At 51.8% G+C, this 17,249-nt stretch carries 17 protein-coding genes and 2 tRNA genes; 11 read left to right on the forward strand and 8 right to left on the reverse strand.

Annotated features, from left to right (window positions below; all coding sequences use genetic code 11):
* Positions 1-42: 42 nt before the first annotated feature.
* The 3 genes from ABD843_RS16135 to ABD843_RS16145 all read right to left on the reverse strand — a co-directional run bounded on the left by ABD843_RS16135 (position 43) and on the right by ABD843_RS16145 (position 732).
* Entirely contained in the window at positions 43-432 is a 390-nt protein-coding gene (locus tag ABD843_RS16135; protein WP_345085545.1) for a DUF1398 domain-containing protein, read from the reverse strand.
* Between the two features lie 70 nt (positions 433-502).
* A tRNA-Leu gene (locus ABD843_RS16140) sits at positions 503-588 on the reverse strand.
* A 71-nt stretch (positions 589-659) separates the two neighbouring features.
* Positions 660-732: transfer RNA gene (locus tag ABD843_RS16145), tRNA-Gly, on the reverse strand.
* A gap of 120 nt (positions 733-852) precedes the next feature.
* Between ABD843_RS16145 and ABD843_RS16150 the strand changes: the two genes are divergently transcribed.
* The 6 genes from ABD843_RS16150 (at position 853) to ABD843_RS16175 (ending at position 6,129) form a co-directional block, all read left to right on the forward strand.
* Entirely contained in the window at positions 853-1,536 is a 684-nt protein-coding gene (locus tag ABD843_RS16150; protein ID WP_345085548.1) for a heme exporter protein CcmB, read from the forward strand.
* 97 nt (positions 1,537-1,633) lie between these two features.
* The gene (locus ABD843_RS16155; RefSeq protein ID WP_345085551.1) at positions 1,634-1,954 is read left to right on the forward strand and encodes a hypothetical protein; all 321 of its coding nucleotides are present in this window, start codon (positions 1,634-1,636) and stop codon (positions 1,952-1,954) included.
* Between the two features lie 144 nt (positions 1,955-2,098).
* Positions 2,099-2,428, forward strand: a complete 330-nt coding sequence (locus ABD843_RS16160; protein WP_345085554.1) for a hypothetical protein — start codon at positions 2,099-2,101, stop codon at positions 2,426-2,428.
* 131 nt (positions 2,429-2,559) lie between these two features.
* Complete coding sequence (locus ABD843_RS16165; RefSeq protein ID WP_345085556.1) at positions 2,560-4,881, forward strand: TonB-dependent receptor; 2,322 nt, start codon at positions 2,560-2,562, stop codon at positions 4,879-4,881.
* Positions 4,882-4,908: 27 nt separating this feature from the next.
* Complete coding sequence (locus tag ABD843_RS16170) at positions 4,909-5,475, forward strand: hypothetical protein (protein ID WP_345085560.1); 567 nt, start codon at positions 4,909-4,911, stop codon at positions 5,473-5,475.
* Positions 5,476-5,571: 96 nt separating this feature from the next.
* Positions 5,572-6,129, forward strand: coding sequence for a hypothetical protein (locus ABD843_RS16175; RefSeq protein ID WP_345085563.1), 558 nt, complete (start codon positions 5,572-5,574; stop codon positions 6,127-6,129).
* An 8-nt stretch (positions 6,130-6,137) separates the two neighbouring features.
* On the opposite strand, the gene ABD843_RS16180 is transcribed toward ABD843_RS16175, so the two are convergent.
* Positions 6,138-6,575 (reverse strand): TlpA family protein disulfide reductase, encoded by a 438-nt coding sequence (locus tag ABD843_RS16180; protein WP_345085566.1) that lies wholly within the window; start codon positions 6,573-6,575, stop codon positions 6,138-6,140.
* Between the two features lie 248 nt (positions 6,576-6,823).
* On the opposite strand from ABD843_RS16180, the gene ABD843_RS16185 reads away from it, so the two are divergent.
* The gene (locus ABD843_RS16185) at positions 6,824-8,263 is read left to right on the forward strand and encodes an MBOAT family O-acyltransferase (protein WP_345085569.1); all 1,440 of its coding nucleotides are present in this window, start codon (positions 6,824-6,826) and stop codon (positions 8,261-8,263) included.
* Between the two features lie 3 nt (positions 8,264-8,266).
* Positions 8,267-9,220, forward strand: coding sequence for a hypothetical protein (locus ABD843_RS16190; RefSeq protein ID WP_345085572.1), 954 nt, complete (start codon positions 8,267-8,269; stop codon positions 9,218-9,220).
* Between the two features lie 7 nt (positions 9,221-9,227).
* On the opposite strand, the gene ABD843_RS16195 is transcribed toward ABD843_RS16190, so the two are convergent.
* Positions 9,228-9,929, reverse strand: coding sequence for a hypothetical protein (locus tag ABD843_RS16195; protein ID WP_345085576.1), 702 nt, complete (start codon positions 9,927-9,929; stop codon positions 9,228-9,230).
* 345 nt (positions 9,930-10,274) lie between these two features.
* Between ABD843_RS16195 and folK the strand changes: the two genes are divergently transcribed.
* Positions 10,275-10,745 carry a 2-amino-4-hydroxy-6-hydroxymethyldihydropteridine diphosphokinase gene (gene folK, locus ABD843_RS16200; RefSeq protein WP_345085579.1) on the forward strand — a complete coding sequence of 157 codons (471 nt, stop codon included), beginning with the start codon at positions 10,275-10,277 and terminating at the stop codon, positions 10,743-10,745.
* A gap of 8 nt (positions 10,746-10,753) precedes the next feature.
* Here the strand turns inward: folK and ABD843_RS16205 are convergent, their stop codons facing one another.
* Positions 10,754-12,127, reverse strand: a complete 1,374-nt coding sequence (locus tag ABD843_RS16205) for a DUF5723 family protein (protein ID WP_345085582.1) — start codon at positions 12,125-12,127, stop codon at positions 10,754-10,756.
* A 117-nt stretch (positions 12,128-12,244) separates the two neighbouring features.
* Here ABD843_RS16205 and ABD843_RS16210 point away from each other — a divergent pair, with 117 nt between their 5' ends.
* Positions 12,245-12,664, forward strand: a complete 420-nt coding sequence (locus ABD843_RS16210; protein WP_345085585.1) for an acyl-CoA thioesterase — start codon at positions 12,245-12,247, stop codon at positions 12,662-12,664.
* The gene (locus ABD843_RS16215) at positions 12,661-13,920 is read left to right on the forward strand and encodes a CinA family nicotinamide mononucleotide deamidase-related protein (RefSeq protein ID WP_345085588.1); all 1,260 of its coding nucleotides are present in this window, start codon (positions 12,661-12,663) and stop codon (positions 13,918-13,920) included. The genes ABD843_RS16210 and ABD843_RS16215 overlap by 4 nt, the downstream gene beginning before the upstream one ends.
* A gap of 103 nt (positions 13,921-14,023) precedes the next feature.
* Here the strand turns inward: ABD843_RS16215 and ABD843_RS16220 are convergent, their stop codons facing one another.
* Positions 14,024-16,300 carry a zinc-dependent metalloprotease gene (locus ABD843_RS16220; protein ID WP_345085591.1) on the reverse strand — a complete coding sequence of 759 codons (2,277 nt, stop codon included), beginning with the start codon at positions 16,298-16,300 and terminating at the stop codon, positions 14,024-14,026.
* A gap of 371 nt (positions 16,301-16,671) precedes the next feature.
* Entirely contained in the window at positions 16,672-17,142 is a 471-nt protein-coding gene (locus ABD843_RS16225; RefSeq protein WP_345085594.1) for a Dps family protein, read from the reverse strand.
* Between the last annotated feature and the right edge of the window lie 107 nt (positions 17,143-17,249).

The raw sequence follows: 17,249 nt of genomic DNA on the forward strand, positions 1-17,249 counted from the left end.
AAGAAGCTGAGCGGCAGGGAGATAGAAGAGCCCTTATTGTTGTTATTGTGGTATCTGTTCTACCAGTACCTCGTTGCCTTGTTTATCATAATAAGTACAGGTCATTTGCTGCAGATCTACTATCCATTTCTCTATTCCCCCTTTTGCAGAGTCGCTGCAGAAAGTAGGGTAGTCTGTACCTCCTTGCTGGTGGGTCTTGAGGTCGGTCTTGAACTGTGCAGCATTGGCTATATCGGCAACAGCAAGTGTTTCATATTTGGGCAGTGAAGATGCCATATGGTCTGCTGAGCCGTAATAGTCGGTATGCCCGTCTGCAACATAGCTTTCGTATCGGGTCACGCCCAGGAGCTTTAGCTCGCGTATATATGCGGGAAAATCAGCTCCCGATCGTACTTTGCTATGTGCCTGCTTTATCTGGTCTATAGTGAACATGGTCTGTCGGTCTTTTAGATAAAAAAGGGAGGGCATCGCTCTTTCGCTCTACCACTCCCGCTCTTATTCGTCCCCCAGACGGGAATCGAACCCGTACTCGCCTTGCGGCAAACAGGATTTTAAGTCCTGCGCGTCTACCTATTCCGCCACCAGGGGAGGTGCTGTGATCAAAGATAGCATTGCTATAAATAAAAAGATCCAAACCGTGAGGTTTGGATCTTTTAGCGAGCGGAAGACGAGACTCGAACCCGCGACCCCGACCTTGGCAAGGTCGTGCTCTACCAACTGAGCTACTTCCGCTTGTGTTAAGAACTTTTGAGGTTGCAAAGATAAGGGCCGATGTTGAATAAACAAGGCCTTTTACGAAAAAAATTTATCGTCATATACCATGCCTTTTTGCATGCCGAAAATAGGCAGCACATGAATGTGATACAAGTATCTTTGCCGGCTATGGGCTCGGCATTCATGGCACTGTTACGCAAAGACCTGATAATGGAATGGCGTCAAAAGCATACGCTTTTTGGCGTGCTGGTATATGTGGGCGCTATCGTGTTCGTGGTGTATATGATGAACGGCCAGCCCGATGCCAAAGTGTGGAACGCGCTCTTCTGGACGTCGCAGCTTTTTGTGGCGGTCAACTCTATGGCCAAGAGTTTTTTGCAGGAGCATCCGCATCGTTTCCGTTATTACTATACCATAGCCCGGCCGGTCACCTTCCTGCTGGCGAAGCTGGCATACAGCACGCTGCTGATGATAATGATGACACTGGTGAGCCTGCTGCTGTATGCGCTGATGCTGGGCTGGCCTCCGGTGCAGGGTGGGTTGTTCATACTGATATCGGTGACAGGCAGCCTGAGCCTGGCCGTGGTGTTCACTTTTCTGTCAGCCATAGCTGCGCGTACGCAGCAGAACTCATCGCTGATGGCCATACTGGGCTTTCCGCTGGTAACGCCACTGCTGATGATACTGAGCAAGCTGGCCTCTGCAGCGTTGCAGCCCGTATATATACCCGGCTGGTGGAGCCTGACCGGCATACTGCTGCTGCTGGATGTACTGATAGTAGCGCTGGGAGTAGTGCTTTTCCCCTTCCTGTGGCAGGAATGATGCCGGTCGGTTGTTAAAAATATGGTACATATGCCCCTGGTTGCACTGCGAATGCATGGCATTGTCTATATTTACATCTATAAATAACGTACTGATCATGAAAAAGACCATATTCTACACCCTTACTGCGGCTTTTGTAGCGGGTGCAATGAGTGTATCGGCACAGAGCGGTGCCCCGGTTCAGAACCTGGCCACTACTGCCCGCCAGCAATCCACTGCGGCCACATCGCCCAGAACAGCAGCTACCACTACCGATAAGAAGGCCGTAGCTGCTGCATCGCAGGCAGATACGAAGCAGTCCACAAAGTCGAAGAAAGTGAGTGCCACACCTGCCAAAACAGCAAATGCCGACCAGGCCACAAAAGCTGTAAAGGTAGAGCAGGGCGCAGTAGCGCCCGCACCCGCCACAGGCAGGTAATGATCTGAAACTCTTTTGATACAGATGGGCATGTTCTTAGAACATGCCCATCTGTATTTTTATTCCCCCCTACAGGGGTAAAGGAGCGGACCGGCTGATACGAGTTTATAAAGTATCTTTGTGCGGCTATCGAAGCCGCATTACTTGAGAAAGCCTTTCGTACGCATATCGGGCATATTGCTGTTCTTTGTCTTCCTGGTGGGCATCATGCCCAAGGAATACATACATCATGCCTTCTTCGATCATGAAGATGGCGTACACCCCCTTTATAAAAAAGGCGAGGTGGTGATAACCGAGAAGCACGAGCACTGTTCTTTCCTTAGCTTCGAATTCGCTCCATTTGTTACCACAGAGCAGCCGCGCATCTTATTTGCTGTGGCAGCCGTATATAGCGGCTATTTAGCGCCATTATATACCTATCATTATACGTCTCCGTACAGTATCATTGCCACACGAGGTCCTCCCGTGGCATAGTTTTTTTCTTTCTCTTTTCGCTCACTTCCATATAGCTGCAGGTCTTTGCGACCAGTAGCTATATGCACATGCAGGATATAGGTATCGCCCCATGCCTGTTATTCATTCATCTATACAAACCCACTATTATCGTGGCACATATCATATTGGCCATGGCCATGTTCATCATGTTCGTCGGTGATGCACAAAGGTGTACTGCACAGTCGTGCAACTTTCGCATATCGGGCGTGGTGACGGATGACCAGAGGCATCCTCTTATAGGAGCCATCATTCGGCTGGAGACCGACTCTGCAAAAGGCGATGTGACAGATACCGGCGGCCGGTTCTCTATACACAGGGTATGCCCCGGCCATACGCTGCTCACCTGCCGGGCCGATGGCTTCAGTACAGGTGTAGCGCACATGCACATCACGGGTAACAGCACCATCCGTTTCTCCCTCAATGCCGATAAGAACCAACTGGCAGAGGTGGTAGTGAACGGTGTGCGCCTGCAGGATATACATTCGCTGTCGCAGGTAGAGCTAAGGGGGCTGGAACGTTTCCAGGCCAGTGGCAAAACGCTGGGCGATGCCATAAAAGCGCTGCCCGGTCTAAATGCCATACAGACAGGCCCCACGATATCGAAACCGATGATACATGGCCTGCACAGCAGCCGTGTGCTGATACTGAACAATGGTATACGCCAGGAAGGACAGCAATGGGGATCGGAACATGCGCCGGAGATAGACCCCTTTGTGGCCAACCGTATATCGGTGGTGAAGGGTGCGGCCAGTGTACGCTATGGCGCCGATGCTATAGGTGGCGTAGTGCTGCTGGAGCCCGACCCGCTGCCTGTGGCAAAGGGTATGAGTGGTAATGTATACCTGATAGGGCAGAGCAATGGCCGTATGGGTACGGCATCAGCCACGGTGCAGGGGCGCACAGGCGAGCATGGTATAGCATGGCGTGTACAAGGTACTGCCAAGCAGGGTGGCAACTTCAGTACGCCGCACTACTACCTGAAGAACACTGCCATGCGTGAGCAGAACTTCTCGGCACAGGCGGGCTACAAGTATAAAGGGCTGGATGTGGCGGCATATTACAGTATGTACCACACACGCAATGGCATATTCGAGGGCTCGCATGCGGGCAATATCACCGACCTGTATGCTGCCATAGCGCGCGAAAGGCCTGTGACAGCTTCGGTATTCTCTTATGATATAGCCCGCAGTTACCAGGACATAAGGCACGAACTGGCCAAGGTGGGCGCAACTTATCATTTTGCCAACGAGGGCAAGCTGGAAATGAACGCCGCCCGCCAGGACGATATACGCCAGGAGTATGATGTGAGCCTGCCATATACCAAAGACCCCACATTGCTGAGCAAGCCGCAGGTGAGCTTTCAGCTCATGACCCATAGCGCCGAACTGGTATATACCACACCTTCGCGGAATGGCCTCTCGGGAAATATGGGCATGGCAGGCAATACGCAGGGCAATGTGTTCAAGGGTATACGCTACCTGGTGCCCAATTTCCGTACATACAGTGGTGGGGTGTTCGCTATAGAGCGGTACAATACCGGCAAGCTGACCTTTGAGGCCGGTGCGCGGTACGACCATCGCTGGCAGCGGGTATACCAGCGCAATGCCAGTACACTGCAGACCTACCATACCACGCTTACCTTCAGCAATCCCACGGGTACGGTAGGCGCCATATACCGGGCTACCGACAAGCTGTCGTTCACTGCCAATGCAGGTACGGCATGGCGTGCCCCGTCGGTGAACGAGCTGTATATACATGGTGTACACTTCAGCGATGCCAGCTACCAGGACGGAGATTCTACACTGAAGGCCGAACGCTCGCTGAATACAGGTATCACTGTGGCATACAACAGCAAGAAGCTGCGTGCTACCGCCGATGTGTACCGTAACCATATAGGCAACTATATATACGAGACACCGCAGCTGCAGCCGGTAACATTGTTGAGCGGTACGTTCCCCGCATTTCGCTTTACACAGGACAATGTGACCATAAGCGGTGTAGATGCATCTCTGCAGTACGACTTTGCCAGGCATTTTACCCTGCAGTCGAGGGCTACTATAGTGAGGGGGTATAATAATACCGCCGATGCATGGCTGATATACATGCCCGCCGACAGGTATGAGAACGGTATCGTATTCAACCTGCATGAGCTACGATTCATGGAGGAGCCTTACATATCTGTAGAGAATGTGAGTACGCTGCGGCAGACGCGTGTACCACAGGGACTGGATTATGCAGCGCCGCCGGCAGGTTATAGCATCTTCAATGCGAGTGCGGGTTTCACTACCCACATCAGGAAAAAGAAAATGATGGTGGACGTGACCGTGGCCAATATGACCAATACGCGCTATAGGGATTACCTGGACAAGTTCAGGTACTATGCCGATAATATCGGTATCAATTTTATAGTAAAGACCAGATTCTCATTCTAACAACAGTCAAAAAAAACATTCAGAAACATGAAAAAATATATAGCAATAGTAACAGCAGCATTACTTGTATCTACAATATGGACATCTTGCCGTAAACCCGAGGAGGACGTGGATATACCGGACCCTGACAACGAGGTGATAACCACTGTGAGGCTGGAGGCGGTGAACGCTGCCGATACCACCGATAAGGTGACCGCCGAGTGGCGCGACCTGACACCCAATGATGGTAACCCCGACCTTTCTAAGGCGAATATGACACTGAAGAAAGATGCAGTGTACAATGTATCGCTGACCTTCCTGGATGAGACCAAAACACCGGCGGGAGATATAACAGAGGAGGTGCGCGACCGTGCCAATTATCACCTGGTATGCTATGCCCCTGCCACAGGCCTGAACCTGGGTGTGGTGCGTACCGATAAGGACAACAATACCCCGCAGATGGAGCTGGGGCTGCAAAGCAAGTTCACCACGGGAGCGGTCAGTACGGGCAATCTGCAGGTGGCCCTGCACCACCAGCCCAGCGGCAAGAACGGCACCGACTGCAGTATAGGCAGTACCGATGCCGAGGTGAATTTTGCCATTACGGTGCAGTAGTTGGCCCCCCATTTTTATCATATAGCCACCGGGTGTTCAGCAGCCCGGTGGCTTTTTTGTTGGAAGATCGTTTAACTTGGCGGCCACTTTAGCTGTATGAAGCATTTGAAACTTATACCTTTTTTTATATTGCTGGCGCTGGCCGCATGCCGCAGGGACAAGGATGACAGCCCACGGCAAGACCCCGATAATGAGGTAGTGACCACTGTGCAACTGAGGGCCGTGAATGTGGCCGATACCACCGATGTAGTAACTGCCGAGTGGCGCGACCTGACCCCCAATACCGGCGACCCGGACCTGACCAAGGCATACCTGGTACTGCGCAGGAATGCTGTATATGATGTATCGGCTACGATACTGGACGAGACACATGTGCCTATAAAGGATGTGGGCTACCAGATATGGCAGCGCGCCGATTACCACCTGGTATGCTACGCTCGCGCGGCGGGGCTGGACCTGACCATAGTGCGTACCGACCATGACAACCATAACCCGAAGATGGAGCTGGGGCTGTTGACGAAGTGGACGACCGGGGCGGCCAGCAATGGCAACCTGCGCATATCTGTACGGCACCAGGCAGGGGTGAAGAATGGTACCGACTGCGGCCTGGGGTCGAATGACGCGGAGGTGAATTTTTCTGTGAGGGTGGAATAGTGAGCGGGTCAGCGGCTGGCCATTTCGCGTAGTTTCCTGAGTATGGCCACATCGGTGAGGTAGCCGGTGTGGGTGTAGGCTATGCGGCCTTTTTTATCTACAATAACTATATAGGGTAGGGCAGAGGCGCCAAGCGCGTGCTTGAGGGCGGAGCCGGGATCGGTGTAGCAGGGGAAGGTCCAGCCACGGGCCTGTATGTAGGGTAGTAGCTGGTGTTCGAGGCCTTCCTGGTCGGTGGCGATGGCTATGTGGTGGAAGTCCATAAGGCGCTGCCATGTGGGGAGGTTGCGGGCTATGGTCTGCTCTTGCCGCTTGCCATGGGCACACCATGTACCCCAGAAACATACCAGCGTGACACGGCCGCGCGGGCATGCATTGGCAAAGGAGACCTTTTGTCCGGTGCGCACATCGGTGAGGGTGGCAGCGGGTAGTGACCGCGCTTGCATGTGTAGTGCCGCTACCAACATTGCGAGTATGAGCAGGAGGTGCCTCATGTGCTACATTTCGGCTAAATGTAAAAAGTTGTTTATGAATGGGGTGTTAAAACCCTCCCGACCTCCCCTAAAGGGAGGAAATAAAATACTCTCCTTCCCGCTCTCTTTTATTGGGCTATGCACTTTATGGTCATCCGTTATTACTTTTACTGCCATAATTTTGGCCATTGCCCCGGGTCATGGCCTAAACCTTAACTATAGTGCTGTTCAATTCATTTGAATTTTTATTATTCCTTCCGGTAGTATTCATACTATACTGGTTCGTATTCAATAAGAAGCTGCTGTGGCAGAATGCGCTGGTGCTGGTGGCCAGCTACTTCTTCTACGGCTGGTGGAGCTGGCAGTTCATGGGCCTGCTCATGCTCAGTACCCTGCTCGACTATGTGTATGGATTCTCCGTTGCCTCGCCCGACCGTAAGAGGGCGCGCTTCTTCCTTACCCTTAGCATTATCAATAACCTGGGCATACTGGGTATCTTCAAATATTACAATTTCTTTGCCCTGCAGTTCCAGCAGGGTTTTGGGCTGCTGGGCATCCATATCGATCCCGTACTGCTCAACGTGGCCCTGCCTGTGGGTATATCGTTCTATACATTCCATGGCATGTCCTATGTGTTCGATATATACCGTGGTCACCAGAAGCCCATCCGCAGCTTTGTAGATTATGCGGTGTTCGTCAGCTTCTTCCCACTGCTGGTGGCAGGCCCTATAGAGCGGGCCAATCACCTGCTGCCCCAGGTACAGCGGCCCCGCTACTTCAATTTTACACGGGCCATGCAGGGCTGCAGGCTCATATTGTGGGGCATGTTCAAAAAGGTGGTGATAGCCGATAGCCTCTCAGGCACGGTAGATATGATATTCACCAACTATCACGAGCTCAATGCCTTCTCCCTCATAATGGGTGCCATTGCTTTCTCCTTCCAGATCTATGGCGACTTCAGCGGCTATTCCGATATAGCGCTGGGTACGGCCAAGCTGTTCGGGTTCGAGCTGCTGTCCAATTTCAAGTTCCCCTATTTCTCGCGCGATGTGGCCGAATTCTGGCGGCGCTGGCATATATCCCTTTCCTCATGGTTCCGCGACTACCTGTATATACCTCTCGGCGGTTCCAAACATGGCAAGTACAAGGCCATCCGCAATACCTTCATCATTTTCCTCGTCAGTGGTTTCTGGCATGGCGCCAGCTGGAATTTCATAGCATGGGGCGCACTGCATGCCTGTGGTTTCCTGCCCCTGCTGCTGCTGAACAGGAACCGAAAGCATGTATCGGACGTGGTGGCACAAGACAGCGCATTACCCAGCCTCAAGGAGTTCTGGCAAATGCTCACCACCTTCATTTTCGTCACCATTGCGTGGATATTCTTCCGGGCCGATACTATCTCGCAAGCCGCCGGGTATATCAAAAGGATAGTTGTCAATTCCATGCAGCAGCCCTCGCAGTTCCTGCATGCGCCAATGGGTAAGGGCGCTCTTGTGTATATAGTGCCCATGCTGCTGATGGACTGGACCCTGAGGCGCAACGAGCGTATACTGGCCGCACCGCGCAACAAGCTAGTTCGTTACATCATCTACTATATCCTTTTCGCACTCATATTGCTGAACCTGGGTAAAGAGAACTCATTCATTTATTTCCAATTCTGACCCATGCGCTCTTTTATCAGAAAGATACTCCTTTTCATGCTACCGGTGGTGCTAATACTGCTGGGGTGCGAATGGGCATTGCGGCAGATACCCAATTCATATTCTATAAAGTACCGCTACCTGCAGCGCAATAGCGATAAGCTGAGCAACCTGGTACTGGGCAGCTCGCATACTTACTTCGGTATCGATCCGCAGTATTTCAGTGCTCCTACCTTCAATGCGGCCGAGGTATCGCAATCTGTAGATATAGACCTGAAGATATTAAAGATGTTCAGCTACAAAGAGCTGCGTTTTGTGATACTGCCTGTCTCTTATTCCAGCCTGTTCTCCAAGATAGAGGGTGGCGCAGAGGCCTGGCGACTTGATAACTATGCCATGTATTTCCCTGTAGAGAAAGGTGCGTTCATATCCTTCAAAACAGAGCTGTTCAAAGACAGGCTGGTGAACAGCCTGGAAAAGCTACGCTACTATGTAAAGAAGGACAGCGCTGCGATGGAATGCTCTCCCCTGGGCTGGGGTATTGACCACACCGATCCTGCACATGTGGATACTGCCATGCTAAGGACCACCGCAATAGAGGCCGCTAAAAGGCATACCAGCATTGCTACCGAAGCCGACCTAAGGACCAGCCTGCTAGCAGAGAATACCGCTACGCTGGAGGGGATAATAAAATATTGTGCAGGCAAAGGTATAAGGATCATAATGGTGTCTATCCCCGTTACCGATATGTACTATTCCCACCTCAACTCCATTCAGCTACAGACCACTATGACCACCTTGCAGGCGATCGATAAGAGGTACGATAACTGCCATTACATAGACCTCTCCCAAAGCGACCGCTACGGCTATAGCGATTTCAAGGATGGAGACCACCTGTCCCGCAGGGGCGCGAGGAAGCTATCTATCTATCTGGATAGTACTATACAGAGTATGAGCGCTATGGGGCAGACCCACTAGGCTTCTCTTATATATACCTCACCAGCGATCGTTTGGCTATAGGCAGCAGTGTCTCGTGAAAGGGTATCTCTGTCGGGAACTCTACCTTGTATACGGCGGGGTTGGGCAGGGTGCGTATATCGCGCACTATGTCCAGCTTTATCTGCTCATAGGTATTGGCCAGGTTCTTGGCGCGGCTGTCCACATAGGTCATTTTTATGCCTTTGTAGCGGGCATCCTTATGCTCGAAGATAGAGACCGTATAGTTGTATATGCGCACCTCGCTATGGCCTGTTATGCGCATGAATATATAACCCTCGTTCTTGTACAGGGGTATGATGCCTACAGGCTCTATCAGCATTTGCTTTTCTATGAGCTCATATATTTCGGCGCCCTCGCTTATGGTGTCCTTCATCTCTGCCACGGCAAATGCGGTTATGTCCTCCAGTTCCTGCATCAGTTCGCTGTCGGTGAGCATGCGCTCGTATACCATCTCTATCTTTTCGGTATCTATGCCGGTGAGCTTGCGCGGGAAGCTGTCCTGCATCAGTTGCTTGTTCGATCTGAAAAGGAGCAGGTTGTTGTAGTGTGCTACTATGTCCGAGAGCTGTGGATAGAGCTTTGTTTCGTTGAAGTATCTTTTCACATCCTGCAGGTAGGCAAGCAGGCGATACTTCTGTAGTTCATAGTCGATATAACCGTCCATGAACCAGGTGTCGCTGAGTATCATAGAGTTAACGCTTTGGTTACCTAAATATACTACAACAAACACAATGCCAGAAGAAGGTAGGGTGGCGTTAAAATTGGGGAATTATACCAATTAGACAATGAAAACAGGCATGTTTTTTTGGCCCCTCCCGAACCTCCCCAAAGGGGAGGAGGTGAACTATGAGCGCTATAACGTGAAATTTTCCTGTGCCGAATTTTGAAGTCAAATTGGTATTAGGGATCGGGTATTGGGAATTAGGATCTGGGGATCGGGCCTTTGTTCTTTGGTTTTTGAGATCTGGAATTTGGAATTTGAAATTTGGAATTTGAAATTTGGGCTTTGGAATTTGCGACCACATATTTGTCATTGGGCAGCAACGAGGGCGACCGCCTTGCATGGCTTGGCAGGGCCGTGGCATCGCTTGCCCATGTGGGGCAGGTGCAAAACATCTCTGCTCTTTATGAGACGGCGGCATGGGGCAGGGAAGAGCAGCCGCCCTTTCTGAATATAGCCTTGCAGTTGCATACGGCCCTGCCTGCACATGAGCTGCTGCAGGCCACACAGCAGATAGAGCAGCAACTGGGCCGGGAGCGTACCATAAAATGGGGCCCGCGCACGCTGGATATAGACATGCTTTTCTATAACGATGAAGTGATAGATACACCTCTCTTAAAGGTGCCGCATCCCTACCTGCACCAGAGGCGTTTTGTGCTGGCGCCCATGGCCGAGATAGCGCCATGGTATGTACACCCTGTGCTGCACAAGACCATTGCAGTGCTACTGGATGAATGCACCGACACACAGGCCGTCACCAGGGTAGGCACTTTTGGATCGTAGCGCTCCTTTTACTTATAAAAACGCTTGGTAACACCTGCATAGATGTTGATACCGTATTGGCTCTTCGATACGAAGCCCAGCATATCGTCGCTGCCTATGTAGAAATTGTGGAACGATATCCCGGCTCCCACCTTCAGGCTGTGCGATAATATGCCATAGGTTATAGGCAGGCCCATGGTCAGATTCTTGGTCTCGTAGCGCGGTATGATGCTGAACTGGTTGTAGAACGAGTTGCCATAGGCATGCCTGTTGGCCAGGTTTATAACGGTCATGGCGGTCACATAATACTGCTTTTTCAGGTGGTGGTCGCCGCTAAGGATGAGGTGGGCCGGCATATACACCACCGTACTTTTGTTGCGCGTAGTGGCGGTAAAGCCCTGCTTCTCCACATACTTCTCCATGTTGGCAAAGTTCTTCACATTGTCCAGTATGCCTTTGGCGCTTACATTGCCGCTGCCGTTTATCACTTGGTTGGTGTTCACCTTTTTCGAATAGAATATGGCCCCTACATCGCATATCGATAGCGATACTTTGGTCTTATAGCCTTCCCTTGCTTTGGCACCTTTTGCCTTCAGCTCGTACACGGCCCCTATATCGCCCCCTATACCGTGCCCGAATTTCCCCTTGCGTATCAGGTTTATGAAGTTCTGCGAGAAGTTGCTGCCCTGGTATGTATAGGTGTTCAGCACATTGCTGGCATACTCTATATCGGTATTTTCGCTGTGGAAGGTGGTCTGTCCCTTGGTAAAGGTGGTGTTCATGCTGGTGCCCTGTACGCCTACATATGCCAGTCCCAGCAGGTACCTGAAGGTGCCTCCCAGCTTCAGTTTCTGCCCATCCTTGTTGTATACGGTGCGGGCATAAGAGCCGCCCAGTTCCATCCAGAAGTGTACGGTATATACAAAGTCCCTGGGCAGGGACAGCATATCCTGCTCGGGGGCATATTTAGGGTCGTTGAAGGCATGGAAGATCGTCTGGTCAAAGAAATTGAACTGGTTCATACCCCGTAGCCTTGTAGTGATGGCTATGCTGCTGGCAGAGTCCAGGCGTTTTACTGCACCCGGCCCTATCATGTTGAAGTAAGGGGCCATCATGCTTATCTTACTGTTGTTCTTGTAAGAGAACATATTGTTGGTCTTGCCATCGCCTACGGCCACTACCAGTCCTTCCGATGCATTGAATGGGCCCACATTGTTGTCTACATAGAACGATGCCGCAAGCGCGCTCACAGACCTCTTTTCCTTCATCTCGGCTATGCTGGCCGGGTTCAGGAAGATGCCGTTGATACAAGACCAGTTGCTATAGGCTATGGCCAGATTGTGCTGCGCCCTTGCTGCAGAAGAGGCGATCAGCAGTATGAACAGGAAAAGAGGGCGTCTCATTTTTTTCAAAGTGTGGTTCAATGAATACATCGCCCGCCAAAAATAGATAAAAATGCATTGGCGATGTCCATTGCTTTCTGCGCATTATAAAGGCATTAAAAGGCTTACATTTGGCGTATGTTCACCGCTACCACCCAGATACGCGTAAGGTATGGCGAGACCGACCAGATGGGGTATCTATACTATGGCAATTATGCGCTCTATTACGAAGTAGGCCGTGCCGAAGCCATCAGGCAGTTGGGCTTCACCTACCGCCAGCTAGAGGAGATGGGTGTAATGATGCCCGTGGCCGAGCTGAATTCGCGCTACTTCAGGCCAGCCCTTTACGACGACCTCATCACTGTAAAGACCAGCCTGCACGAGCTGCCCGCCGGCTCCCGCATACAGTTCCATTCCGAGCTGTTCAATGAGGCCGGTGCCCTGCTGAATAAGGGTATCACCACTCTTGTGTTCTTCGACCCGAAAGAAAAAAAGACCGTGAACATGCCACAGGTACTGCACGAGCGCCTTGCACCATATTTCAATACCACACCATGAGCAATACCGCTGTTTCCATCATCACCATAGGCGATGAGCTGCTCATAGGGCAGACCATAGACACCAATTCGGCATGGATAGCCCAGCAGCTCAATGCGCTGGGCATGGATGTCCTTCGCCGGGTGGCCGTAGGCGATGAGCGTGCGGCCATGACCAATGCGCTGGATGCCGAACTTGCCGTGGCCGATGTGGTCATCATTACGGGTGGTCTCGGCCCTACATCTGACGATATCACCAAGCCACTTCTGCTGGAATATTTCGGTGGTGCCATGCGCACCGACGAGCGGGTGCTGCAGCATGTAAAGGACATCTTCTCCAGGAGGAACAGGCCCATGCTTGATGTGAATCTAAGGCAGGCCGATGTGCCCGATAGCTGCACCGTACTGTTCAACAGCAGGGGCACTGCACCGGGTATGTGGTTCGAACGGGATGGAAAGGTCATCGTATCGCTGCCCGGTGTGCCGTTCGAGATGATGGGCATCATGCTGGACGAGGTACTTCCCCGCCTGCGTATGAGAGACCGCAAGGGAGCCATAGTGCATTACACTATAGTGACGGCTGGTGAGGGCGAAAGCTTTGTGGCCGAAAGGATAGCAGATATAGAAGGCTCGCTGCCTGCGCATATAAAGCTGGCCTTCCTGCCTGCATTGGGTATGGTAAAGCTGCGGCTCACCGGCAAGGGCGCGGATGAAGACCAGCTTCATAAAGATATATTGCCCTACCGCGATGCCATAGCAGAGCGCCTGCAGAACATTGTGGTATCTCTCCAGGACGAGCCACTGGCAAAGGCCCTGTATGATGTGTTCTCGGCACGCGGCATCACGCTGGCCCTGGCAGAAAGCTGCACAGGCGGCCTCATAGCCCACCAGCTCACACAGGTGCCGGGTGCATCGGGCTATTTCATGGGTGGGGTGGTATGCTATAGTAATGGTGCCAAGACAGACCTGATAGGGGTCGATGCCGATACCCTTGCTACCCATGGTGCGGTAAGCGAGGCCACTGCAAAAGAAATGGCCACAGGTGTGCAGCAGCGGCTTGGCGCTACATATGCGCTCTCTGCCACAGGGCTCCTTGGTCCCGCCTCTGATGGCAGCGCCGAACCCATAGGCACGGTATGGATGGCCGTTGCAGGCTCCGGCAGGGTAGAAGCGCGCAAATTCCGCTTCTTCTACGACCGCGAGCGCAACAAGGAAATGGCTGCTACTATGGGTATGCTCCTGCTCTTCAGGTTCCTGAAAGATGAAAACAATATCTAGCGTACTCCCTCCGGTTTTTATAAAAAGCAAAAGCGGCCGTACCTATCCGTAGTACAGCCGCTTTACGCTACTCCTTAGGGTTTATTCGGATCTATCTATCCATTTAGTATACCACTAGTTTTTGGGTGCTCACCTGGCTACCGGTAAGGGTCTGCACCAGGTACATGCCGGGTGTGCCTATGGCCTGGGCAGGTATCATTATGCGGGCAGTTGTACCCGTCAGCGCCTGTTGTGCCTTGTACACTACTTTGCCGGTTATGTCGGTCACCACTATGCTGGCCTCTGTTGCGGCAGCATCTTTTATCACTACCCATGCATCGCCCTGTGTGGGGTTTGGCACTACCCTTACTTCTGTGCTGGCCATGTTCACATCGTTCACATCGGCGGCCCATGGGGTTATCTGTATCCTGTCCATGTAGAAGTTGTTGCCGGTGCTCTGTAGTGTGGTCTTGTTCACACCCGGCTTGTAGCGGAAGCGGAACACTACATAAGAGGTACGCGCGGCAGTGGGTATGCTTATAGACTTGCTGGCCCAGTCGTCTATGCCATCAGGTGTATATGCTGTAGCTATGGCACCCTTATTGCACAGCTCTGCCTTTGCCATAGTGGCCAGTGGCAACCATACATGTTTCTTGTCTGTAGAGTATTCTATCACCAGTGTGTCATTGATATTGGTGTTCAGCGTGCTGCGCGATGCGCCTGTATAGTTGAAGTGCATAAAGCATTTGCCCGATCCTGCGAACTTGCTCAGGTCGTACGCTATACTGTACAGGTCGTCGAAATCGCCTACGGGTGTGCCTGTGGTCTGTTCCATGCCGGTACGGGTATCAAAACCCTGGTACATGATGCAGTTGTTATCGTACACACCTACATTGCCCTGCTGCCACTTCATGTTGTTCTTGTAATAGTTGAAATATGGCCACTTATCCCTCTTACCACCCTCCTGGAAGTCCTCCAGGTAGCCGGTGAGCGGGTCTATACCCTGCAGGTCCGATACGAACACAGCTTTCTCATACATGGTAGATGTAGTGCCCGAATTGTTGCCGCTGGCGGCCAGGTTTATGTTCACCCATCCCGGGTCGGCAAAGGTGTTGCCAAAGGCGCCATTGATGGCCGCATAGCTGTTGTGCGTCACATTAGGCGTTGCAGCTCCGTTGGTGAAGGACCATTCTGTCTTTATCACCGTATCACGCCAGCTCTTGTTGGTAAAGAACAGGGGTACACCGGGGAATGTGAAGAGTGTAATGACGTTCGACGCTGCTGAAGCCCTCGTTACGAATTCGGTAACGGGTGGAAGATCGGGCAGGGGATCGCCTGCACCGGTGATAGACAGGTTGGTGCTATCCCACAGGTTGTTCCTGCCGCCTATATTGCTGTTCAGTGCGGCACGCATGCGCCATATCTGGCCCTCGCTCAGCATGATGTTGGGGCATGATGAGTAGTTCATCACGTTCTGCACATTGGCCGTGTCGGGGTAGTTCACCAGTGAATCGGCAAAGCCCGATGCGCTTACATATATCTTATAATAGTTGGTAGCGCAGTTGGTATCATAGAGCGGGCATGTGCTGAAGTTGCCTTTTGTAGGTGGTGTATCGTCCACACCATCGTCGCCACAGGCCTCACCCGGCCCAGCCAGGCTCGATGACCATGTATGCTGTAGGTTGAAGTAGTGCCCCACTTCATGCTCCATGGTGTTCTTGTCGTTGATGTAGGAGAAGGCGGCTATCACGCCATCGCTGAATGGATAGGCCTCTGCCGATGCCGGGAAGGTAGAGTAGGCAAGGGTAGTACCGGCAGTAGGGGTCAGTCCTATGCGGTTCTCTATCCATATATTGAAGTAATTGCGAGGCGGCCACAGGTCTATCTTGGCCTGGTCGTCGCCGCCATAGGTGAGGTAGGTGAGCCTGCGGGTAATGCCCTTTGTAGGCTTGCCCTCTGGGTCTTTTGTGGCCAGGTGGAACCTGATCTTTGCATTACCTATATATTTTTTGAACGGCTGTATGATGCCACTGAGGTCGTTCTGCTTGCTGTAGAACTTGTTCAGGTTGTCCATCATCACATATATGTTGCTGTCCTTTACATACTCGCCCCCAAAGCTGTGCATTATATGCACCACCACGGGTATGTCGTAGTAGTCGGTATCGTGGTGTACACTGCCGCCCTCTGTGCCCTTTGCGGCCACGTTGCGCGTTCGGCCCTTGCTGGCTATGTATGCCGCTATCTGTTCGTTAAGCTCTTTTTCGTATTCGGCCACCAGTGGGTTCATTTTCTGGTAGTGGTGGTGCATCTCGTCGGTAGCGCATGGCTGTGCATGCTGCGCGTATGTCCTGCCTGCCAGCAGCGACATCGCAAAGGCCAGGTACAAGTAATTTTTTCTCATTATAGTTCTGTTATGGGTTTAAAAAAAGAAGAAGATGCGGGCAACATATATCCCCGCACGAAGCCTGCAAGGGTCTTCGTGTATGCATTAGATATGCCGCCTGTTATATAAGACGTAAAATGCTGCGTGGAACTTGGGTGCCTGTCAAAAAAAATATTCCCCCTAGGTTATTGAAAGGGGTATAAAGGCCTGCTATTTCAGGCATAAAGGCCCGTATAGGTAATATATAGCTGTCATAATATCACCCTTTTACACCCCCTAAAATGAGAGCGGGGTGCGGAGAAACAGCGCGGTAATGCCTATGACATAAAAGCCACCCGTGTATCGCAGGGGTGGCTTCATGTTTTATATCAGTGTAAGAGATCGCGGTACTAGAGGTGTGCCCGCAGCATCCACGCCATTTTTTCGTGCGCTTCCATCACCCCGGTCAGGAAGTCGGCCGTACCGGCATCCTTAAATGCCTCGTTCACAGTATCTAAGTTCTCGCGCACTTCGCGTATTATGGTCTCATGGTCGTTCAGCAGGCCCAGCACCATTTTCATGGCTCCCTGTTCTTCCTTTGCCTCTGGCAGGCGGGCAGAAGCACCTATGCTGCCCATATTGCCCGCTGCGGCCGTACCGCCCAGCATGCGTACACGCTCGGCCACTTCGTCTATCATAGTGGCCAGTTGTTCATATTGTTCTTCAAAGAACTTGTGCAGTACCGAAAAGGCAGGCCCTGTCACGTTCCAGTGGCAGTAGCGGGTGCGTGCATACAGTGCGAACTCGTCTGCCAGCAATGCATTCAGTATGTTGCAGGTCTGTGTAAGATGTTCTTCAGCGATGCCGATATTAGGTCTCATATGTAGTGGTGTTTCGTGTAAAATTAGAAAAATGCCACTATTCTTTTTCTGACCATTATCAGCTTTAACGATCTGCTAAAAGATCGGCCTTTCCTTAGGCCCTGCGT

Source organism: Nemorincola caseinilytica, from assembly GCF_039540515.1.
In the GTDB taxonomy this organism is placed as follows: Bacteria; Bacteroidota; Bacteroidia; order Chitinophagales; family Chitinophagaceae; genus Nemorincola; species Nemorincola caseinilytica.